The organism is Bacillus atrophaeus, from assembly GCF_039519175.1.
In the GTDB taxonomy this organism is placed as follows: Bacteria; Bacillota; Bacilli; order Bacillales; family Bacillaceae; genus Bacillus; species Bacillus atrophaeus.
In genome coordinates this window covers 631,230-652,219 of the sequence record NZ_CP154443.1, presented here as the reverse complement: position 1 = coordinate 652,219, position 20,990 = coordinate 631,230, and the positions used below count along the sequence as shown (strand labels likewise).

The following is a 20,990-nucleotide window of genomic DNA, read 5'->3' as shown; positions in this document are numbered from 1 at the left end:
ATTTACTTCTTTCACGGGAAGGATTAAAATGCTATCGAAGCAATTGAAAGAACGGAGGATTTATATGAATGGAATGCCAAACAAGGGATTACAGATTTTTCGTGATTATATCTATATTCTTATAGGGGCAGCTATTACGGGTGTGTGTTTTAACGTATTCTTGCTTCCGAACCGGATTGCGGCAGGCGGAGTAAGCGGGATCAGTACGATTTTACAGCCATTTGGTTTTGAGGCTGCCTATGTGCAGTGGATTTTTAACATTCCTTTATTTATCGCTGGTGTAGTGATCCTTGGAGGAAAGTTTGGTCTGAAGACTTTGGCGGGTTCTATCTTTTTGCCGCTTGTGGTGTTTTTAACAAGGGATCTGCAGCCTGCCACCAATAATGAATTGTTGGCGGCTATTTTTGGAGGCGTCGGAATCGGGACGGGAATCGGCATTGTTTATCTTGGAAAAGGCTCAACAGGAGGCACGGCTCTTGCCGCACAAATCATCCATAAGTATACAGGCTTGTCTTTGGGCACATGCCTCGCGACGATTGACGGTTTAATCGTTGTTGCCGCTATGCTTGTGTTTAACATCGAACAGGGTCTATTTGCGATGCTTGGCGTGTATGTATCAAGTAAAACGATTGATGTGGTGCAGGTAGGCTTCAACCGTTCGAAAATGGCGCTGATCATTACGAAGGATGAGGAAGCTGTCAGAGAAGCGGTTTTTAAGAAAATTGACAGAGGGGTCACCAAAATTTCTGCGGTCGGCGGTTATACAGATGATGAACGTCCGATTTTAATGTGTGTAGCCGGCCAAACCGAATTCACAAAACTGAAACAAGTCGTCAAACAAATTGATGAGTCTGCTTTCGTGATTGTTACAGATGCAAGCGAGGTGCTTGGAGAGGGTTTCAAACGAGCGTGAACGGGGTTATAATATGGTTGAGTTCGTAAAGGAGTTGCTTTTTACAAATGAAATCAAAATTAGCGATACTAATGATTGTGTTTACCATGTCAGTTCTATTGGCTGCCTGCGGATCTAATGATTCAAAGGAAGAGAAGTCAGATACCGGCAGCAGCACGGAAGCCTCTGCCTCTGAAGGGGAAGAGCTTTATCAGCAAAGCTGCATAGGCTGCCACGGCAAGGATTTAGAAGGCGTTTCAGGACCTAATCTCCAAGAGGTCGGCGGAAAATACGATGAAGACAAAATTCAAAGCATTATTGAAAAAGGAAGAGGCAATATGCCGGGCGGACTAGTTGATGATGCCGAAGCCGCTTCCATCGCCAAATGGCTGTCAGAGAAAAAGTAGTGGCTAAAAATCTTTGCCGAATCTTGAGGCAAAGATTTTTTATTTGGCAGATGAAAAGAAACTGTAATAGTATTATGTCTAAATTTGACGTATAATGAAGTGTGTTGAAAAAGGAAACTTTCAGATTTTTCATCTTATTACATATGAACGGGTCATAAAGCTGTCAAATAATTCGAAGTGTATGACCGTATGGCATAAAAAGACATAAAAGATTAGGTGATTACATGATAGAAATGAAAGAGGTATATAAGGCGTATCGTAACGGCGTAAAAGCGATCAACGGGATAACAATCGCCATTCACCCCGGTGAATTTGTTTATGTAGTAGGGCCGAGCGGAGCAGGCAAATCTACTTTTATCAAAATGATATACAGAGAAGAAAAGCCGACAAAGGGCCAAATATTAATTAACAATAAAGATCTCGCCTCTGTAAAGGAAAAAGAGATTCCTTTCGTGCGGCGAAAAATAGGCGTAGTCTTTCAGGACTTTAAGCTTTTGCCGAAGCTGACGGTATTTGAGAACGTTGCGTTTGCTTTGGAAGTCATCGGCGAACAGCCGTCTGTGATCAAAAAGCGGGTGCTTGAGGTGCTTGATCTTGTGCAGCTGAAACATAAAGCGAGACAATTTCCGGATCAGCTCTCAGGCGGGGAGCAGCAGCGTGTTTCCATCGCAAGGTCTATCGTCAACAATCCTGACGTTGTCATTGCCGATGAACCAACGGGGAACTTGGACCCTGATACGTCTTGGGAAGTCATGAAGACGCTGGAAGAGGTCAATAACCGCGGAACAACTGTCGTAATGGCGACACATAATAAAGAAATCGTGAACACCATGAAGAAACGGGTCATTGCAATCGAAGACGGTGTCATTGTGCGTGATGAGTCAAGAGGGGAGTATGGTTCTTATGATTAAAATTCTCGGGCGGCATTTGCGTGAGAGTTTTAAATCTCTCGGCAGAAACACGTGGATGACATTTGCGTCTATCAGTGCGGTAACCGTAACGCTGATTTTAGTCGGCGTGTTTTTAGTGATTATGCTTAATCTGAACAATATGGCGTCTAACGCCGAAAAAGAAGTGGAAATCAAAGTGTTGATAGATTTGACAGCAGATAAGAAAGCGCAAGGCACGCTGGAGGATCAAATCAACGATATTTCAGGTATTCAAAGCGTCAGTTTTTCTTCTAAGGAAAAAGAACTTGATAGCTTGGTCGACAGTTTTGGAGACAGCGGACAGTCCTTAACGATGCAGGACCAGGAAAACCCACTGAATGACGCGTTTGTCGTGAAAACTTCAGATCCGCATGATACACCTAACGTGGCAAAGAAAATAGAAAAACTGGACCACGTGTACAAGGTGACGTACGGTAAAGAAGAAGTCAGCCGTTTGTTTAAAGTGGTCGGCGTCTCACGAAACATCGGGATCGCTCTTATTATCGGTCTGCTGTTTACGGCTATGTTCTTAATTTCCAATACGATTAAAATTACGATTTTCGCCAGAAGAAAAGAAATTGAAATCATGAAGCTTGTAGGCGCCACAAACTGGTTTATCCGCTGGCCGTTTTTCCTTGAAGGACTGCTGCTCGGCGTATTCGGCTCGGTGATTCCGATCGCCCTTGTGTTGAGTACGTATCAATCCTTAATCAGCTGGGTAGCTCCGAAGGTTCAAGGTTCGTTTGTTTCCCTTCTGCCGTATAATCCGTTTGTGTTTCAAGTGTCGATTGTGCTGATCTTGATTGGCGCAGTCATCGGAGTATGGGGAAGTTTGACCTCTATCCGCAAATTCTTGCGAGTATAAATATAGTAAAGTCAGTCCAATTGCGGACTGGCTTTTTTGTTTTTCTCTGATTTACATGAAATGTCCATCCTTTACATATACTATCTCTAGGTTTTCATAAAGACAGTCTGGCACAACAGGAGGAGGTAAAGGATGAATCAAAAAATGATCGCTTTTATAGCAGCGGGGAGTCTGCTGTTTGGCGGAGCCGGCGTTGTCGCAGGAATGAACATGCCTCACGCAGAAAAGCCTCAAGCACAAGCGGTAACAGCGGCAGCCCAGTCAGACCGCTCCGATTCTGATAGAACCGAGGCAATGGATAAAATTGAAAAGGCGTATGATTTAATTTCGAATGAATACGTAGAGAAGGTTGATAGGCAAAAATTGCTGGAAGGTGCCATACAAGGCATGCTGTCTACGTTAAATGACCCTTATTCCGTTTATATGGACAAGCAGACTGCTAAGCAGTTTTCCGATTCGCTTGATTCCTCATTTGAAGGAATCGGCGCAGAAGTAGGGATGGACGAAAACAAAATCATTATCGTTTCTCCATTTAAACAATCACCTGCTGAAAAGGCTGGGCTGAAACCGAATGATGAAATTATCAGCATTGACGGGGAAGCGATGTCGGGCAAGGATTTAAATGACGCAGTGCTGAAAATAAGAGGCAAGAAAGGTTCCAGCGTCTCTATTAAGATTCAGCGCCCGGGAACGAAGAAGCAATTGTCTTTCAACATTAAGAGAGAAGAGATTCCGCTTGAAACGGTTTTTTCTTCCGTCAAAAAAACGCAGGGCCATTCGGTTGGGTATATCGCAATTTCTACATTTTCTGAGCATACAGCCGAGGACTTTTCAGAGGCGCTGAAGAAGCTTGAGAAAAAAGGAATCGAAGGGCTTGTCCTCGATGTCCGCGGTAATCCGGGCGGATACTTACAGAGCGTTGAAGAGATTCTCAAACAATTTGTAACTAAAGATCAGCCCTACATTCAAATTGCGGAACGGAACGGCGATAAGAAACGTTACTTCTCAACTTTAAAGCAAACAAAACCATATCCCGTGAATGTGATTACTGATAAAGGGAGTGCTTCCGCTTCTGAAATCTTGGCCGGCGCGTTAAAAGAAGCAGCGCACTATGATGTAGTCGGTGATACGTCATTTGGGAAAGGAACCGTTCAGCAGGCAGTACCGATGGGGGATGGCAGCAATATTAAGCTGACGCTTTATAAATGGCTGACACCGAACGGAAACTGGATTCATAAAAAGGGAATCAAGCCGACCATTGCTATCAAACAGCCTGATTACTTCGAGGCAGGCCCGCTGCAGCTAAAGCAGCCACTCAAATTGGATATGAACAATGAAGACGTGAAGCATGCGCAAGTGCTGTTAAAAGGCCTCAGCTTTGATCCGGGCAGGGACGATGGTTATTTCAGTGAAGGAATGAAAAAGGCTGTTCTTGCTTTTCAAGATCAAAACAAGCTGAATAAAACCGGAGTGATTGATCAGAGAACGGCGGAGAAAATGAACCAGCTGATTGACGTGAAAAAAACTGATGAAAAAAATGATTTGCAGCTGCAAACGGCGCTAAAATCATTATTTGTAAAATAAAGGGAGACGGCAGATGCCGTCTCCTATTCCTATGGACTTAAAAGAAAATGATTAAAAAGTCACATATTTTTCGCGTTTTTGACAGGATATTTAAAAATTTTTCACATATAAACATTTATAAAGGACAACAAATGCCCGATATCAATATATGAGAGAGACTTTCTAACGAGAAAATATGTATTTAAAATGAAACTTTTGCAAGTTGTCTATTAATGGTTTAATTCCTACAATAGAAGAAGGTTCTAAAAAGAACAGTTATTTCATGTTTTGGACAGCTGCACTAATCGTATTGAAAAGAATAACGTTAGCGAGAATGCTTGTAGCACCGCCAGTGCCGCTGTTTGTACTGGTCCGTGCTTAACTGTATGAAGAAAATGGGGGTTCACAATTGAAAAGGGCAAGTATTGTGCGTGAAAAAAAATACTATGAATTAGTGGAACAATTAAAAGACCGAACACAAGACGTAACATTTTCAGCTACAAAAGCACTAAGTCTTCTAATGCTCTTTAGCAGATATTTAGTCAATTACACAAATGTAGAATCAGTGAACGATATTAATGAGGAATGCGCCGAGCATTATTTTAATTATTTAATGAAAAATCATAAACGGTTGGGAATCAATCTGACAGACATAAAACGATCAATGCTCCTCATCGGCGGTGTGTTGGACGTCGAGGTAAACCATTATTTAAAGGATTTCTCACTGTCTAATGTGACGCTCTGGATGAATCAGGAGAGATAAACCTTTTAAGATATCCAAGCCATTTATAATTTGGTAGAATAATATTAAAATGCTTGGCTTGAGGCGGTGAACGAAAGTGTCTGTTGAATGGGCAATTGAACTGTTAAAAAGCGCGGGGCTGTTTTTTTTACACCCGCTTTTCTGGTTTTTCATGATCATAAGCCTTGCTTGCGGATATGCAAGGATTAAACGGGAGCGAAAAACATTTCATACGAGAATTGCCGATATTTACGATGAGCTGAAATTTACATATACAAAAGGGCTCATCCCCGGCATTATTCTTTCAGTGATCCTGTTTGGGCTCGGGATATCGGTTCCGCTCGGCATGCTTGGGATCATTGCCGTTGTAACGGCTGCCGCAGCGCTGGTCTTACGCGCAAACTGGCTGTCTGCTGCTTATATTGTCGGTGTGAGTATGATCATTGGCTTTGGCCTCAGCTATTTTCAGGCAGAGCCTTTTTTGAATCGGTTTCCGCAAGGCTTCGAAATCAATTGGCCGGCTATAGCCGTTTTGCTGGGGCTATTGGTCATTACGGAAGGTGCGGCTGCTTATCGTTCGGCGCATGTGAAGACATCGCCGGCTCTGGTTGTAAGCAGCCGGGGCCTGCCGATCGGACAGCAGATTTCAAATCGTGCTTGGCTGCTGCCGCTGTTTATCCTGGTACCGGGTAACGGATTAGAATCACATTTGTCCTGGTGGCCTGTGTTTTCAGTTCCTGGAGGATCTTTCCACTTTATCTGGATTCCTTATATCATAGGATTTGGACAAAGGGTACAGGGATCACTTCCGGCAATCAGCATTAAGACTACTGCGAAACGGATCGCCATACTGGGTCTGGTGATCACGGCTTTTGGCGCGGCAAGTATCTGGTGGATGCCATTTGCGGGAGCGGCCGTACTGACCGCGGTGTTCGGCCGGATATTCTTGTCGCTGAAGCAGCGGGTGAATGACAATGCGGCCCCTTTTTATTTTTCCAAACGGGATCAGGGCTTAATGGTGCTCGGAATTATCCCGAATACGCCTGCGGAGGATCTGGAGCTGAAAATCGGCGAGATTATTACGAAGGTGAATGGTACACCCGTCAAGCACGTGTCTGATTTTTATGAAGCCCTCCAAAATAATAGGGCGTTCGTAAAGCTGGAAGTCATCGGGTTAAATGGGGAGATTCGTTTCGATCAGCGTGCGACTTATGAAGGAGAGCACCACGAATTGGGAATTCTTTTCGTAAAGGATAACCAAGAAGAAGAAGAAAATATAACTGCTTTGCAAGGATAAAACAGTCCGGTGTCATGTGAAAAACATTGACGCCGGACTGTTTTTTTAGATCCGCAAGGCAATGCCTGCGGGATAAATTTCTGATGTGATAGTGTTCACCACTGTATCAGAGGCGGTATCAATCACGGAAATGAGGTTGCTCAGCAGGTTTGTTACGTAGATTCTTGAGCCGTCGGGCGTACATGCGGCGCTGTATGGGTATAAACCCACCGGTATGGCCGCCGTGATTGTGTTTGTTGCTGTATTGAAAACAGACACATCACTGCCGCTTGAATTCAAGATATAAACTTTCTCACCGTCCGGAGTAACTGTCAGCCCAAGGGGATTTTGGCCCGTGCCAACATTCTGCAAAATGGTTTTTGTGCTTGTATCTATGATAGAGATGTTGTTGCTGTTCAAATTTGTCACATAGGCAGTGCTGCCGTCAGGAGAAAAAGCGACATCCGCCGGGGAGCTGCTTGTTATTAAAATCGTTGCTGTTACTGTATTTGTCGCCGTATCGATCACAGAGATGTTGTTGCTGTTCGTGTTGACGACATAAACGGACTGTCCGTCAGGTGATACGTCAAGGCTTGATGGCAAAAGCCCGACGGGAATGATCTTAATGACGGCGTTAGTCTGAGTGTTGATCACATATACATTGCTGCTTTGCTGGTTTGCCACATAGGCAAAGTTTCCGTTAGGGGTGATCACAATGCTATACGGTACAGCACCCACTTGTATTTTTGTCAGTTCGCTATTGTTTACCGTTCTGATCACGGAAACGCTGTTTTCTCCCGAGTTGCAAATATAAATGAGGTTTCCGTTGGGGGTAATGGCAATACCAAGCGGAGCCGCGCCGGCCGGAATATATTCTGAAACTGTATTAGAGGTTCGGTTTATAGCGGAGATATGATTGCTTAAAAAGTTGGTCACGTATGCGAAGGTTGCCGGTTCAATATATAATTCAGTCGTTGCCGGAAGCAATGAGCCGATGATTAAAACCGTATTTTCTGCTGAAAAGGAATAGATCCCTTCAGTCGGCAGGGTTTTATTTTTAAGTGTCAGCATAAACTGTGCAATTCCGAGAAGATCTAGGGTGAGAGGCAGTGTGACTTTTCTGCCGCCTTCAGAAATTTGCGAAGCTGATAGAGCGGAATTATTGATTGTATCATTTGTTGTCGCAGTAAACCCTTCAGGTAGTCTGAATACGACACCGCCTAAAGACAGCACTGAATTAGGCGAATACGTGAGGATAAGATCGGTAGTTGTCCCTTCCGCATCATTTTGGACGGCAGTGATTGTTAAAGAAGGCGCGAGCGGCCGAAATTGTTCTTGAGGCTGAACCATATCAATTCCCCTTTTCTCTTTACGTATTTGAAAGCTTGGGAATAGAGTTTGGCAGAATGCGAGTCAGATACAGTACCTTATGCAGACGGAAATCGAAAAGCAACTCTGATAGAAAAGATTAAGCAGAAAAACTATACAAAGAAAATAAAAAAGGGTCTGAGATGATCTCAGAACCCGTACGATTACGCTGAATTTTTTTGAACGCTGGATGTTTCAGCAGGCTTAATTCCGAGAGAAACAAAAATACCGATGACTGAAACGCCGATTAAGATGATAAATAGGATATGAAATCCGGAAATCAGGCCGATAAGAGCGGAAGAAGTAATGCTTCCGAAATATCGAAAGGTTGAAAAGATACCCGAGGCTGTTCCGGACATGCCAGCATCTACTGTTGATAGAGAAGAAACCTGCATGCTTGTTAAACCGACGCCTGAAGCGAGTCCTCCTAAAATAAGTGAAACCATTAAAAATACAATGGAATGGGACTGACTCAGCAATAAGAATAAAATATTGGCTCCCGCCATCATGGCAAAGGAGAGAAAGATGACCTTTCGAGCGCCCCATTTATTATGCAGCTGAGCGCCGACCCAGTTGCTTGCCGACATGAAAATAGAAAACACGGACAGCGCCATACCGCTTTTGGAAGTTTCAAGCCCAAACTGGTTCGTCATAAATAAAGGCATGATCAGCAATACGGCATACATCATCAAATTACTTAACATTACTGATAGATTCGCATTGGTGAATGTTGAGTTTTTAAATAAGGACAAATCAATGACCGGGTGCTTCGTTCGGAGCTCCCATCTGAAAAAAAGCGGGACGAACAAGAGAATCAGCAGACCGTAAATCAGATATCCCCATGATTCAGCGTTCTTTGTGAGCAGAATAATAGAGATAATGCTTACGGCAAGCAAGGCAGAGCCAATAATGTCCAGCGGCGCATCTGATTTTTTTTCTTTGTATTTTGGAAACATGGTCATTGCCGTAAATAATGCAATGGCCAGAAACGGGATATTAACCCAAAAGATTGAATGCCAGCTAAAGCTGTCGATCAAGATCGAACCGATAAACGGGCCGAGAGCAGCACCGAGTCCCGCGCCGAGCCCGAAAAATCCAAATACTTTCGGCAGACGCTTTTCCGAGACCACGTGCCGGATAATCGCAATGCTGTTCGGCGTCAGAAGCGCGCCGCCGACAGCCTGTAATGCACGAAATACATTTAATAATAACAGGCTTGGTGAGAGGGCGCATCCCAAGGAAGCGATGAGAAAAAGGCCGACTCCCCATAAATACATCGTTTTGTTTCCGTACATATCGCCGAGCTTTCCTGCAATCGGCTGGGTAACTGCCATGACAATCAGATAGACAGTCACCACCCACGTGATGCTGGCGAGTGATTCATCATACGTATTTGATATAGATGAAAGCGCAACTGCAATCATCGTTGAGTTAATGGGAACGAGTATGGCTCCCAGCAAAAGAGAAACGATCAGCGCCCATTCTTTCCTTGAACCCATTGGTATCCTCCTTTACTTTGTCTGCCAGAGGTTTAACGGGCTAAAATTCCTTCGATAAAAATATTGGTGCTATGTTTAATCATTTTATCCTGAGGCAGTGTAATCACTCTTTGCCCTAACTGGAGACGGTGTATAAAATAGCCGAAAATGATAGACATAAAAACATCTGCATTCGCCTCTTCATTTCCTTTGTGAATGATTCCTTTTTCCCCTAATTCCTTAAAGTAGTCCATAAGCAGATGTTTCATGGCTTGGGGATATTGTGTTACATGGTTGATGACTTCTTCAAACATAGCCGGTTCTCTAAAGCTGATATGAAAAATATCCTTTTTTCGTTCAAGCTCTGCCAGCAAACAAGTTCCGATATGAAGCAAATCATTATGCGGGTCACCTGTCGTTTTTCCAATAATGCTGCTCATGCTTTGAGAATGCTGGGAAATGAGTGCTTTCATTAATCCTTGCTTGTTTTTGAAATTGCGGAAGATCGTGGCTTCACTCACATTTGCCTTCTCTGCAATTTCTTTTGTTGTGGTTGCGCGATAGCCATTTTTGACAATCAGCTGCATCGCGGCATCAAGGATTCTGCGGTTTGTCGGTCTCAATATGTTTCACCTCACGAATATACTGGCAGGACAAGTATACACCTGTCCTGCCGGTATAATAAAGAGGCAGCCGGCATTTAAGCGTGGCTGACGATGGTGATCTTGCCGCTGGTGCCGTCCACTGTGACAACATCTCCGTCCCGCAGCCTGTCAGTGGCTGCGCGCGTGCCGAGAACAGCAGGTAATCCGTACTCTCTCGCAATAATCGCCGCATGAGACAAAATTCCGCCTGTGTCTGTTATGACGGCTTTGGCATCTTGAAACAGACTGGTCCACAACGGTGTGGTCATTTTGCAAACAAGCACATCCCCCGGTGAGAAGCGGGAAAACTCATTGGCATCCCGGATCACTTTAACCGGACCGCTTACAATGCCGCTTGAAGCAGCAACGCCGTAAATATGATCCTCTGTGTTCTTTTCATCTTCGGTAACCGAGCCGACGATGTCTTCTGCAGCCTTCAGCTGTTCTGCCGTCGGTGATCCGAGATAAGAAGGGGCGTGAACCAATTCATACTCTTTAAATACCTCTCTCCGTTTTGCTGCTTTAGCCTGAAGCGGAACAGGGTGTAAAAGGGCGTTTTCGATTTCGTCATCGTATAAATACCACAGGTCCTCTTTGTCATCAATAACACCGCTGTCTGTGAGTATTTCACCGATTCTCAGCAGAAAGATTCTTGCCTTTGCATCAAGCATCGCATCAATATAAAAATGATGGTCATCACGGATGACAGATGAATTCAGCATCCATTGATAATAACGGTCATATTCCTTTCGGAAGGCTTCATCTTCTATCTGCTGCAAAAATTCATTGTACAGCTGCTTTCTTTTTTCAATTGTTTTGTTAAACTCATTGTCAAAGTGATAGCCATTGCGAACATAATTTTGGATGTGGGACAGGGCGTAATAAGGGTTTTCAGCCCAGATCTGTTCAATAAGATCATGGCTTTTCACTGATCTCCAGCCATACTCCTGCAAAAATTCATTTACCTTATCCAAGAAAAGCTTTCCGTCACTTGTTTGCGCCAGCGTCTCTTGCAGTTCTTCCGCTTGATGAGTTTCAAATACCTGTTTCAGCGCTGCGTTCTTTTTGACTTCATTAGAAAGCAGCCACAGATGCCGGTCTGTTTCCAAGGATTTGTTCATTTTTCCTGTCAGCATCTCATGAAAATGGGAATTCTCCGTGTCTCCCTGAACTTGCTGATACATGGTTTCCAACTTCGTATTCAGGAGTAATTGCGGGAAGACGATATTGAAGTGTTCATCATAGGCTTCCATATAAAATGCCTTTAGTTTCTTAAAGGCGTTCAGCGCGCTTTCCGGTGTGTGTGAAGCTGCTGACAGTTCATCTAATGTTTCATAAAAAGGCAGAAAGGTTTTGTTGAGAATGTCGTACATCCGCTCAGCCAAATGAGGAAACAATTCTTCAGCCGCTTCGGCAGCCTTTGCGGCTTCGGTCGGGTCTCCGCCTTTTTGTTTCGAATAAATATGGCCCCGGTACTGTTTCACTTCTTCAATCGTTACCCCGATCGGAAATTGCTCGGAACGTTTTTTCAGCCCGTGCTCCATTGCAGGAATAATAAGAGAAGAGAATAACGGGCTGATCGGTCCTTCAATGTTTGACTCCATGTTCAGCCAGAAATCGTTCATATCCTCCTTGGTGATCATGAAATCACGCTCTTCCTCAGCAGCTTCTTTATCTTGGTCAATGGTTGTAATCGGGCGGGCTTGAAGAAGATATAATGTGTTTTCGGCGATTCCAAATTCCAGATCAACCGGAAATCCATACAATGCCTCGGTCTTTTTCGTTAAGGCAGCAAGTTCCCGTATGTGCTCGTCATTAAGGCAATAGCGATTCCGCATTTCTTCGTTTGTTTCTCTTTCAGCAATGCCTTCAGATTGAGAAACCATATACAATTCCTTTAAGCCCATCTCTTTTTGAATGGCGAATGAATCTTTATTCACGATGAATGTGTCGGGTGTCACGCTGCCGGAAACAATCGCTTCACCAAGACCGTAGCTTGCGCTGATTAATAATTCGCCGTCATCGTGTGTGACCGGATTGCGGCTGAAAATGACACCTGATACTTCAGATTCGATCAGTCCTTGAACCACGACGCCCATTAACGGTTTACCATGATTATTTTTCATTTTTTCTTTATAGCGGCCGACTCTGGCAGAGAAAAAAGAAGCCCAGCATTCCTTTACTTTTCCGAGAAATTCATCTTCTGTTTTGACATTTAAGTATGTTTCATACTGGCCTGCGAAAGAAGCGCCTTCTAAATCCTCTGAAGCGGAAGAGGACCGGACGGCAACAGACGCGTAGGATTCCCTGAGTTCATAAAAGGAAGCCGTAAGCTCATTCTTCAGTTCATCTGAGAATATGCCGTTAATGATGTTGTTTTCAATGTCTTCTTTTGTTTCATGAAGCTGGTTATCCTCCATAAAACGCGCCAAGGCATTGGTTTGAATGATGAAACCGTCTGGAACGGGAAGTCCGTTTTTGGTCATCTTAATCAGGTTCATGCCCTTTGCGCCAGCCAATTGACTGGATTCTTCAGCTTTGTTAAACAGTACTGAATACATGTTTCATAACCCCCTCTTTCCGTCGATATACAGGATGTTTTTCTTTTTTTATATCCTGAAAAAGTAAAAGCACTCTGGAGCCTGTCTTCAAAAATGATAGTGAGCACTATCATCCAATTGTAGAGGGTAAGGAAAATGCTGTCAAACACAATAAGTCCTAAATAAAGTTAATAATTAAGTTGGTTAGAGTGATAATAGTTTTAGGTGAAGATGGGCTATTTGACTCACTTATGCTGATGTGAAGGTTTAGAAGAATCATTGCAAAAAGATGATTGAAGCATGCTAAAAACGGGTATGGTGTATAAAGAGGGAACGATTGCATCATTGTCCGATTCTTCTTTTTTTACTATAATCAGATGAGATGAAGAATCGGAGGAGGGTTTTTGTGATAACAAAAGCCGTTTTTGCATTAGTTTTTCCTTTTATGCTTGTTGTTCTTTTTACGAGAGTCACATTTAATCATTACGTGGCAATTGCTCTTACAGCCGCGCTGCTATTTGCCTCCTATTTAAAAGGCTATACGGAAACGTATCTGATCGTGGGGTTAGATGTGGTGTCACTTGTTGCCGGCGGGTTATACATGGCGAAAAAAGCCGCAGAAAAAAAGGAAGAATAACACGGCCATCATATATAAAGAGATGAATTCCTGCTTTTGCCTGAAGAAAGCAGGTTTTTTATACGGAAAATCAAGATGGAAATAAATAGCCATCGAACTTTAGTTCGTATTTTTAGCGATTTTGCTCTTCATTGTGTTACTATATCAATAGGAAGATTTCGTAAAGAAACGGAGGCTTATTTGTGAAAGATCGCTTTGAGTTAGTCTCGAAATACCAGCCCCAGGGAGATCAGCCGAAAGCTATAGAAAAGCTTGTCAAAGGAATTCAAGAAGGAAAGAAACACCAGACTCTTCTGGGTGCGACGGGTACGGGTAAAACATTTACGGTGTCCAACCTGATTAAAGAAGTCAACAAACCGACACTTGTAATTGCCCATAACAAAACGCTTGCAGGCCAGCTTTACAGCGAGTTCAAAGAGTTTTTTCCGAACAACGCTGTCGAGTATTTTGTCAGCTATTATGATTACTATCAGCCGGAGGCTTACGTGCCTCAAACGGATACATTTATAGAAAAAGACGCAAGCATTAATGATGAAATTGATAAGCTCAGACACTCCGCAACATCGTCTCTTTTTGAACGCAGAGACGTCATTATCATTGCGAGTGTTTCTTGTATATACGGTCTCGGTTCACCGGAAGAATACCGTGAAATGGTGCTTTCGCTCAGGACGGAAATGGAGATTGAACGCAACCAGCTGCTCAGAAAGCTTGTTGACATCCAATATGCCCGCAATGATATTGATTTCCAACGGGGAACGTTCCGGGTGCGCGGAGATGTCGTGGAAATTTTCCCGGCGTCACGCGACGAGCATTGTATACGGGTTGAATTTTTCGGAGATGAGATTGAACGGATCAGAGAAGTGGATGCGCTGACCGGGGAGATCCTCGGCGACCGCGACCATGTCGCTATTTTCCCGGCTTCCCACTTCGTCACACGAGCCGAAAAAATGGAAAAAGCCATTCTTAATATTGAGAAAGAGCTTGAGGAGCAGCTGAAAGTCATGCATGAGAACGGCAAACTCCTTGAAGCGCAGCGATTGGAGCAGCGGACAAGGTATGATCTTGAAATGATGCGGGAAATGGGATTCTGCTCAGGCATCGAGAACTATTCAAGGCACTTGACGCTTCGTCCGGCAGGTTCCACGCCATATACGCTTCTCGACTACTTCCCTGATGATTTTATGATCGTTGTAGATGAGTCGCACGTAACAATTCCCCAGGTCCGCGGAATGTTTAACGGAGACCAAGCGAGAAAGCAAGTGCTGGTGGATCACGGATTCCGTCTGCCTTCAGCGCTTGACAACCGTCCGCTCCGTTTCGAAGAATTTGAAAAGCATATGCACAATATTGTTTATGTCTCAGCAACGCCGGGCCCTTATGAAATAGAGCATACACCGGAAATGATCGAGCAGATTATCCGGCCGACCGGGCTTCTTGATCCGATTATTGAGGTGCGTCCGATAGAAGGACAGATTGATGATTTGATCGGTGAAATTCAAGCCAGGACCGAACGGAATGAAAGAGTGCTCATCACCACGTTGACGAAAAAAATGTCTGAGGATCTGACAGATTATCTGAAAGAGATCGGCATTAAGGTCAATTATCTTCATTCCGAGATTAAGACGCTGGAACGGATTGAAATCATACGGGATCTCCGGCTCGGCAAGCATGATGTCCTTATCGGAATCAACCTGCTGAGAGAAGGGCTTGATATTCCTGAGGTATCCCTTGTCGCTATTTTGGATGCGGATAAGGAAGGTTTCCTCCGGTCAGAACGCTCACTGATCCAGACCATTGGGCGGGCGGCGAGAAACGCGGAAGGCCGCGTCATCATGTATGCCGATAAAATGACAAAATCAATGGAAATTGCTATAAACGAAACGAAACGCCGCCGTGAGCAGCAGGAGCGTTTTAATGAGGAGCACGGCATTACGCCGCAAACGATTAATAAAGAAATACGCGACGTTATCCGCGCGACAGTGGCTGCTGAAGATAAAGAAGAATATAAAACAAAAGCAGCGCCGAAACTGGCGAAAATGACGAAAAAAGAACGCCAGAAAGTCGTTGAACAAATGGAACTTGAAATGAAGGAAGCAGCCAAGGCGCTTGACTTTGAAAGAGCTGCGGAGCTTCGCGATTTACTTTTAGAGCTAAAAGCGGAAGGATGATGAAAGAATGGCTATGGACCGGATAGAGGTGAAGGGAGCAAGGGCGCATAACCTGAAAAACATAGATGTGACCATTCCGAGAGATCAGCTCGTAGTGGTGACTGGACTGTCGGGTTCCGGTAAATCCTCCCTTGCTTTTGACACCATATATGCAGAGGGGCAGCGGCGCTATGTGGAGTCGCTTTCTGCCTATGCCCGCCAATTTTTAGGCCAGATGGATAAGCCGGATGTCGACGCGATTGAGGGTTTATCCCCGGCTATCAGCATTGATCAAAAAACCACGAGCCGCAACCCGAGATCAACTGTCGGGACGGTGACAGAAATTTATGATTATCTGCGCCTGCTGTACGCAAGGGTGGGAAAACCGCACTGCCCAGAGCATGGAATTGAAATTACATCACAGACGATTGAGCAGATGGTCGACCGGATTTTGGAGTATCCGGAGCGGACGAAGCTTCAGGTGCTTGCGCCGATTGTGTCCGGCAGAAAAGGCGCCCATGTCAAAGTGCTTGAGCAAATTCGAAAACAAGGGTATGTCAGAGTTCGGATTGACGGCGAAATGGCCGAGCTTTCTGAAGAGATAGAGCTTGAAAAAAATAAAAAGCACTCCATTGAAGTTGTCATTGACCGGATTGTAGTGAAAGAAGGCGTCGCCCCGCGGCTGTCAGATTCATTAGAGACAGCGCTTCGTTTAGGCGAAGGCCGTGTCATGATAGACGTAATGGGCCAGGAAGAGCTGATGTTCAGCGAGCACCACGCCTGCCCGCATTGCGGTTTTTCAATCGGCGAGCTTGAGCCGCGCTTGTTTTCGTTTAACAGTCCGTTTGGCGCTTGCCCTACTTGTGACGGGCTGGGAATGAAGCTTGAGGTCGATTCGGACCTTGTCATTCCGAATAAAGACCTGTCATTGAAGGAAAATGCGATCGCGCCATGGACGCCGATCAGCTCACAATATTATCCTCAGCTGCTTCAGGCGGTATGCAGCCACTACGGGATTGATATGGAAGTGCCGGTGAAGGAATTGCCCGATCACCTGCTGGATAAAGTGTTGTACGGAAGCGGCAATGAACAGATTTATTTCAAATACGAAAATGACTTCGGCCAGGTTCGTGAAAATCATATTGAATTTGAAGGTGTATTGCGCAATATTGAGCGGCGTTATAAAGAGACGAGCTCAGACTATATCCGTGAACAGATGGAGCAATACATGTCACAAAAACCTTGCCCGACGTGCAAAGGCTATCGTTTAAAGAAAGAAGCGCTTGCCGTTTTAGTAGACGGCCGGCATATCGGAAAGATTACCGAGCTGTCTATAGCAGACGCGCTGCAATTTTTCAAAGGTCTTAGCCTTTCGGAAAAAGATATGCAGATTGCGGACTTGATTCTGCGTGAAATCGTCGAACGGCTCAGTTTTCTTGATAAAGTCGGACTGGATTATCTCACGCTGAGCCGTGCTGCGGGAACGCTGTCCGGAGGAGAAGCACAGCGAATCAGGCTCGCGACGCAAATTGGCTCGCGTTTGTCGGGAGTGCTTTATATTTTGGACGAGCCGTCAATCGGCCTTCATCAGCGAGATAATGACCGATTGATCAGCGCGTTGAAAAATATGAGAGATCTCGGAAACACGCTGATTGTCGTTGAGCACGATGAGGATACGATGATGGCTGCCGATTATTTGATTGATATCGGCCCCGGCGCCGGCGTTCATGGCGGGCAAGTGATTTCGGCAGGCACGCCGAAAGAGGTTATGGCTGATAAAGACTCATTAACCGGAAGTTATTTATCGGGGGAGAAATTTATCCCGCTGCCGCCTGAAAGAAGAAAACCGGACGGCCGCTTCATTGAAATTAAAGGTGCATCGGAAAACAACCTGAAAAAAGCGAATGCGAAATTCCCGCTTGGAACATTCACAGCGGTTACGGGGGTTTCCGGTTCAGGAAAAAGTACACTCGTAAATGAAATTCTGCACAAGGCTTTGGCGCAAAAGCTTCATAAAGCGAAAGCGAAGCCGGGAAGCCATAAAGAAATAAAGGGATTAGACCATCTTGATAAGGTCATTGATATTGACCAGGCGCCGATCGGGCGGACACCGAGATCAAACCCGGCAACATACACCGGTGTGTTTGACGATATCCGCGACGTGTTTGCGCAGACGAATGAAGCGAAAGTCCGCGGCTATAAAAAAGGGCGTTTCAGTTTTAATGTAAAAGGCGGACGCTGTGAAGCCTGCCGCGGCGACGGAATTATTAAGATTGAGATGCATTTCCTTCCGGATGTGTATGTCCCGTGCGAGGTATGCCATGGAAAACGCTACAATCGGGAAACACTTGAGGTCACCTACAAAGGGAAAAGCATTTCCGATGTGCTGGATATGACGGTTGAATATGCTCTTTCTTTCTTTGAAAATATCCCGAAAATCAAACGCAAGCTTCAGACGCTTTTCGATGTGGGACTGGGTTATATTACACTCGGCCAGCCCGCGACTACCTTATCCGGCGGAGAAGCGCAGCGTGTGAAGCTGGCATCCGAGCTGCACAAGAGATCAACCGGCCGCACGCTGTACATTTTAGATGAGCCGACAACAGGTCTGCATGTCGATGATATCGCACGGCTTTTGATTGTGCTTCAGCGTCTCGTGGACAACGGGGATACGGTACTTGTGATCGAGCATAATCTTGATATTATCAAAACGGCTGATTACATTGTGGATCTCGGTCCGGAAGGCGGAGCGGGAGGCGGAACGATCGTAGCGTCGGGAACGCCCGAAGATGTAATGGAAGTAATAGAATCGTATACCGGCCATTATTTGAAACCGGTTGTGGAGCGTGACAGAAAACGGATGAAGGCGCTCATTAAAGCAAAAGAAACCGTTACACCTTAACCCTCTTTTTAGAGGGTTTTTTTATGCAGGTGGCGGTCTTCGTCTTTAAGCTGCCGGCTCAAGTCCATTAAATCATGAAGGATATGTGTGCTGCTGCTGTCCAGAAGCACTTTTATATATTGAATATCATGAGAGATGGGCAGAGGCGCGTTAATTTGTTCAAGCTCAGCGATCATTTCACGGTTCATTCTTTTTTGTTCATGCATCAGTTTTATAAGTGAATCTTGTGTTACTGTATAATCACCAGGTTTCTTTTGCATTATTTTCACCCTCCTTGATTACGATCAGCTTTTTTACATATTGTAAAGGGTACAGGTGAAAGAATCTACATTCAGAACTTGTAAAAACAAATTTGCGTAAATGGAAGCATGCCCATAGAATGAAAATGAAACCTAAACATCTTTCATACGTATAACTAAGGATAAGGTCCCTGACCAATGGTCCCGGACAGCCAATTATTATAGGAGTGTGAATGAATTGAATCGTAATCAAGCATTGATAGCATCCCTTTGTTATTTCAGTGTGTTTATCGCACCTCTTATTGTGCCGATTGTCGCTTATTTCGTCGTTGATGAGAAAGAGACGAAGCGGCACGCCGTCCGTTCTCTGGTTTCTCATATTATCCCTTTTTTCGGATGGATCTTTCTCATTGCTGCTTTTATCGGCGGAGCGATTGTCGCCGGTGAAGAAAGTATGATGCCGGTATTTCTTTTGATCGGCGGTGCGATTGTTTATTTCTTAATTGTGATCGGCATTATCATTTGGAATGTCATCCAAGGTATTAAGGTTTTACGCCAGGCATAAGAAAATTAGGGGAGGAGATCAATATGAAACAAGAAAAAGAACGAATATTGAAGCTCGTGGAAGAAGGAAAACTGACGGCCCAGGAAGCACTCACCCTTATAGAAAAGCTGGACAGCGAATATAAAGAAAAAGAAAACAAAATCACTTCGTTATCAACGGATGTTCATGAAGCGGATGAGTCATTTGCCGCAAATAAAGAAGGACAAAAGCCATCCATCGGCGCCAAGCTGTTCGACTGGATTGATTCTGCTGTGAAAAAGGTCAAAGAGGTTGACTTGGATTTGAATTTCGGGCATGCGTTTGATGTGCAGCATATTTTTCAATTTAAAGAAACCGATTTTTCCAGCTTGGAGCTTCAAATCGCAAACGGCAGCGTCAATATCGTGCCGTGGGACGACAGTGATGTCCGAGCTGAGTGCCATGCGAAGGTGTTTCGCGCCGATAGCCAGGAAGCGGCAAGAGACGCATTTCTCCAGCACATTGAATGTGAAGCGAAAGGAAGCAAGTTTTTCATCCGGACAGAAAAGAAAACGATGAAAACGAATGTGACCTTATACATTCCGCAAAAGCAGTATGATAAGATTCGGGTGAAACTGTTTAACGGGCCGATAAGAGGGGAACATTTACATGTAAAAGAGTTCTCAGCCAAAACGACAAACGGTGTACTGTCCTTTTCCCATTTAACTGCTGAAAAAGCGTCTGCTGAAACGGCGAACGGGCAAATTAAACTGGCGAATCACAGCTGCGGCACAATAGAAGCTGAAACCATTAACGGATTGATCGACTTACGGGGAAGAAGCGAGTCGGTTGATGTTCAAAGTTTTAACGGAAATATCGCGGTCACTGTGACAGAACCTGATTGCCGTTCGATTTATACAAAAACAACGACCGGCAATGTGGAGCTTGCGATTCCAAGCGACGTTGCAGTAAAGGCTGAGCTTAAAAGCAATCTCGGCTCACTGTCCCACGAGCTGCTGGATGTTGAGATGCTGAAAGAAAAAAACGAAACGATCCAAAAGGAAATGATGTTTACTTCAAATCAAGGACATGATCAAAACATCGCCATATTCTCAGAATCATTAACAGGCGCTATTAAACTAAAGCATACACAGAGGTGATAAAATGAAAAAGCTTTATCGTTCGAAAAAGAATAAGATGATAGCCGGTGTAGTCGGCGGGCTTGCCGATTACTTAAATATGGACGCTTCACTGCTTAGAATTATTACAGTGATTTTAGCATTCGTTACAAGCGGAATCGTTCCGCTTGTTTATATCATATGGATTTTTGCCGTTCCGTCAGAAAAGGAAATCGGATAAATGGTGAAATGGGCAGTCAGCATTTTAGTTAATGCATTATTACTAATTGTTATTGCCGGATACTTTGATTCTGTTCATGTCAGCAGTATTGGAGCGGCCATTATTGCCAGCCTCATTTTGTCTGTTTTAAATGTGCTGGTCAAGCCATTTTTAATCATTTTAACATTGCCTGTCACAGTGGTAACGCTTGGTCTGTTCTTATTTATCATCAATGCGATTACATTGATGATGACCGCGGCACTGATGGGAGACAACTTCCAAATCGACGGCTTCGGCACGGCGATCTGGGCGTCAGTTGTACTCTCGGTTTTTCATCTGCTGATTCAAAAGGGAATTTTAGAACCGCTTGGAAAAAAATAAAAAAGCCGCCGATCTGGCGGCTTTTTTGTTATGTCTTTTAAAGAAATTTCAATTTAATGGTGCATTTACATAAAAAACTACATAAGCTGCATCCTCCCGACGCAAAATACATTCAGAGG

19 protein-coding genes are annotated in these 20,990 nt (G+C 44.4%); 14 read left to right on the top strand and 5 right to left on the bottom strand.

Features of this window, described 5'->3' with window-relative positions:
• Positions 1–64: 64 nt before the first annotated feature.
• From AAHT65_RS03405 to AAHT65_RS03375, 7 genes are all read left to right on the top strand, one after another.
• A complete protein-coding gene (locus AAHT65_RS03405; RefSeq protein ID WP_003326739.1) occupies positions 65–913 on the top strand; it encodes a YitT family protein in 849 nt (282 codons plus the stop codon).
• 47 nt (positions 914–960) lie between these two features.
• Entirely contained in the window at positions 961–1,299 is a 339-nt protein-coding gene (gene cccB, locus AAHT65_RS03400) for a cytochrome c551 (protein ID WP_010790066.1), read from the top strand.
• 224 nt (positions 1,300–1,523) lie between these two features.
• A complete protein-coding gene (ftsE, locus tag AAHT65_RS03395; protein WP_003326742.1) occupies positions 1,524–2,210 on the top strand; it encodes a cell division ATP-binding protein FtsE in 687 nt (228 codons plus the stop codon).
• A complete protein-coding gene (gene ftsX / locus AAHT65_RS03390) occupies positions 2,203–3,093 on the top strand; it encodes a permease-like cell division protein FtsX (protein WP_003326743.1) in 891 nt (296 codons plus the stop codon). Before ftsE ends, ftsX begins: the two co-directional genes overlap by 8 nt.
• Before the next feature lie 132 nt (positions 3,094–3,225).
• Entirely contained in the window at positions 3,226–4,677 is a 1,452-nt protein-coding gene (locus tag AAHT65_RS03385; protein ID WP_343310982.1) for a S41 family peptidase, read from the top strand.
• Between the two features lie 388 nt (positions 4,678–5,065).
• The gene (gene swrA / locus AAHT65_RS03380; RefSeq protein ID WP_042870672.1) at positions 5,066–5,419 is read left to right on the top strand and encodes a swarming motility protein SwrAA; all 354 of its coding nucleotides are present in this window, start codon (positions 5,066–5,068) and stop codon (positions 5,417–5,419) included.
• Between the two features lie 76 nt (positions 5,420–5,495).
• Entirely contained in the window at positions 5,496–6,695 is a 1,200-nt protein-coding gene (locus AAHT65_RS03375) for a S1C family serine protease (protein ID WP_088118060.1), read from the top strand.
• Positions 6,696–6,740: 45 nt separating this feature from the next.
• Here AAHT65_RS03375 and AAHT65_RS03370 read toward each other — a convergent pair whose 3' ends face one another.
• From AAHT65_RS03370 to AAHT65_RS03355, 4 genes are all read right to left on the bottom strand, one after another.
• Positions 6,741–8,024: a BslA/BslB family hydrophobin gene (locus tag AAHT65_RS03370; RefSeq protein WP_343310981.1), complete on the bottom strand. Its 1,284-nt coding sequence runs from the start codon at positions 8,022–8,024 to the stop codon at positions 6,741–6,743.
• A 182-nt stretch (positions 8,025–8,206) separates the two neighbouring features.
• Positions 8,207–9,541, bottom strand: coding sequence for an MFS transporter (locus AAHT65_RS03365; protein ID WP_343310980.1), 1,335 nt, complete (start codon positions 9,539–9,541; stop codon positions 8,207–8,209).
• A gap of 32 nt (positions 9,542–9,573) precedes the next feature.
• The gene (locus tag AAHT65_RS03360; RefSeq protein ID WP_061570790.1) at positions 9,574–10,143 is read right to left on the bottom strand and encodes a TetR/AcrR family transcriptional regulator; all 570 of its coding nucleotides are present in this window, start codon (positions 10,141–10,143) and stop codon (positions 9,574–9,576) included.
• A 77-nt stretch (positions 10,144–10,220) separates the two neighbouring features.
• The gene (locus AAHT65_RS03355; RefSeq protein WP_343310979.1) at positions 10,221–12,725 is read right to left on the bottom strand and encodes a PEP/pyruvate-binding domain-containing protein; all 2,505 of its coding nucleotides are present in this window, start codon (positions 12,723–12,725) and stop codon (positions 10,221–10,223) included.
• Between the two features lie 385 nt (positions 12,726–13,110).
• Here AAHT65_RS03355 and AAHT65_RS03350 point away from each other — a divergent pair, with 385 nt between their 5' ends.
• The 3 genes from AAHT65_RS03350 (at position 13,111) to uvrA (ending at position 18,390) form a co-directional block, all read left to right on the top strand.
• Positions 13,111–13,341, top strand: coding sequence for a DUF2198 family protein (locus tag AAHT65_RS03350; protein WP_003326754.1), 231 nt, complete (start codon positions 13,111–13,113; stop codon positions 13,339–13,341).
• Between the two features lie 182 nt (positions 13,342–13,523).
• Positions 13,524–15,509, top strand: a complete 1,986-nt coding sequence (uvrB, locus tag AAHT65_RS03345; protein WP_010790057.1) for an excinuclease ABC subunit UvrB — start codon at positions 13,524–13,526, stop codon at positions 15,507–15,509.
• A 7-nt stretch (positions 15,510–15,516) separates the two neighbouring features.
• Positions 15,517–18,390, top strand: a complete 2,874-nt coding sequence (gene uvrA / locus AAHT65_RS03340; protein WP_094232850.1) for an excinuclease ABC subunit UvrA — start codon at positions 15,517–15,519, stop codon at positions 18,388–18,390.
• 8 nt (positions 18,391–18,398) lie between these two features.
• Here the strand turns inward: uvrA and AAHT65_RS03335 are convergent, their stop codons facing one another.
• Positions 18,399–18,650 carry a hypothetical protein gene (locus tag AAHT65_RS03335; RefSeq protein WP_106360066.1) on the bottom strand — a complete coding sequence of 84 codons (252 nt, stop codon included), beginning with the start codon at positions 18,648–18,650 and terminating at the stop codon, positions 18,399–18,401.
• Positions 18,651–18,867: 217 nt separating this feature from the next.
• Between AAHT65_RS03335 and AAHT65_RS03330 the strand changes: the two genes are divergently transcribed.
• The 4 genes from AAHT65_RS03330 to AAHT65_RS03315 are packed head-to-tail and all read left to right on the top strand — an operon-like array spanning position 18,868 to position 20,871.
• Positions 18,868–19,194, top strand: a complete 327-nt coding sequence (locus tag AAHT65_RS03330; protein ID WP_088118051.1) for a hypothetical protein — start codon at positions 18,868–18,870, stop codon at positions 19,192–19,194.
• Positions 19,195–19,217: 23 nt separating this feature from the next.
• On the top strand, positions 19,218–20,312 hold the full coding sequence (locus tag AAHT65_RS03325; RefSeq protein WP_003326759.1) for a DUF4097 family beta strand repeat-containing protein: 1,095 nt from the start codon (positions 19,218–19,220) through the stop codon (positions 20,310–20,312).
• Between the two features lie 4 nt (positions 20,313–20,316).
• Positions 20,317–20,511 carry a PspC domain-containing protein gene (locus AAHT65_RS03320; RefSeq protein ID WP_003326760.1) on the top strand — a complete coding sequence of 65 codons (195 nt, stop codon included), beginning with the start codon at positions 20,317–20,319 and terminating at the stop codon, positions 20,509–20,511.
• Complete coding sequence (locus AAHT65_RS03315; protein WP_094232849.1) at positions 20,512–20,871, top strand: phage holin family protein; 360 nt, start codon at positions 20,512–20,514, stop codon at positions 20,869–20,871. It begins immediately after the preceding gene.
• Positions 20,872–20,990: the final 119 nt, after the last annotated feature.

Excerpts from the sequence above, each read along its gene's own strand:
- AAHT65_RS03405 (WP_003326739.1), top strand. The coding sequence starts at position 65 with ATGAATGGAATGCCAAACAAGGGATTACAGATTTTTCGTGATTATATC.
- cccB (WP_010790066.1), top strand. The coding sequence starts at position 961 with ATGAAATCAAAATTAGCGATACTAATGATTGTGTTTACCATGTCAGTT.
- ftsE (WP_003326742.1), top strand. The coding sequence starts at position 1,524 with ATGATAGAAATGAAAGAGGTATATAAGGCGTATCGTAACGGCGTAAAA.
- ftsX (WP_003326743.1), top strand. The coding sequence starts at position 2,203 with ATGATTAAAATTCTCGGGCGGCATTTGCGTGAGAGTTTTAAATCTCTC.
- AAHT65_RS03385 (WP_343310982.1), top strand. The coding sequence starts at position 3,226 with ATGAATCAAAAAATGATCGCTTTTATAGCAGCGGGGAGTCTGCTGTTT.
- AAHT65_RS03370 (WP_343310981.1), bottom strand. The coding sequence starts at position 8,024 with ATGGTTCAGCCTCAAGAACAATTTCGGCCGCTCGCGCCTTCTTTAACA.
- AAHT65_RS03365 (WP_343310980.1), bottom strand. The coding sequence starts at position 9,541 with ATGGGTTCAAGGAAAGAATGGGCGCTGATCGTTTCTCTTTTGCTGGGA.
- AAHT65_RS03355 (WP_343310979.1), bottom strand. The coding sequence starts at position 12,725 with ATGTATTCAGTACTGTTTAACAAAGCTGAAGAATCCAGTCAATTGGCT.
- uvrA (WP_094232850.1), top strand. The coding sequence starts at position 15,517 with ATGGCTATGGACCGGATAGAGGTGAAGGGAGCAAGGGCGCATAACCTG.
- AAHT65_RS03335 (WP_106360066.1), bottom strand. The coding sequence starts at position 18,650 with ATGCAAAAGAAACCTGGTGATTATACAGTAACACAAGATTCACTTATA.
- AAHT65_RS03325 (WP_003326759.1), top strand. The coding sequence starts at position 19,218 with ATGAAACAAGAAAAAGAACGAATATTGAAGCTCGTGGAAGAAGGAAAA.
- AAHT65_RS03320 (WP_003326760.1), top strand. The coding sequence starts at position 20,317 with ATGAAAAAGCTTTATCGTTCGAAAAAGAATAAGATGATAGCCGGTGTA.
- AAHT65_RS03315 (WP_094232849.1), top strand. The coding sequence starts at position 20,512 with ATGGTGAAATGGGCAGTCAGCATTTTAGTTAATGCATTATTACTAATT.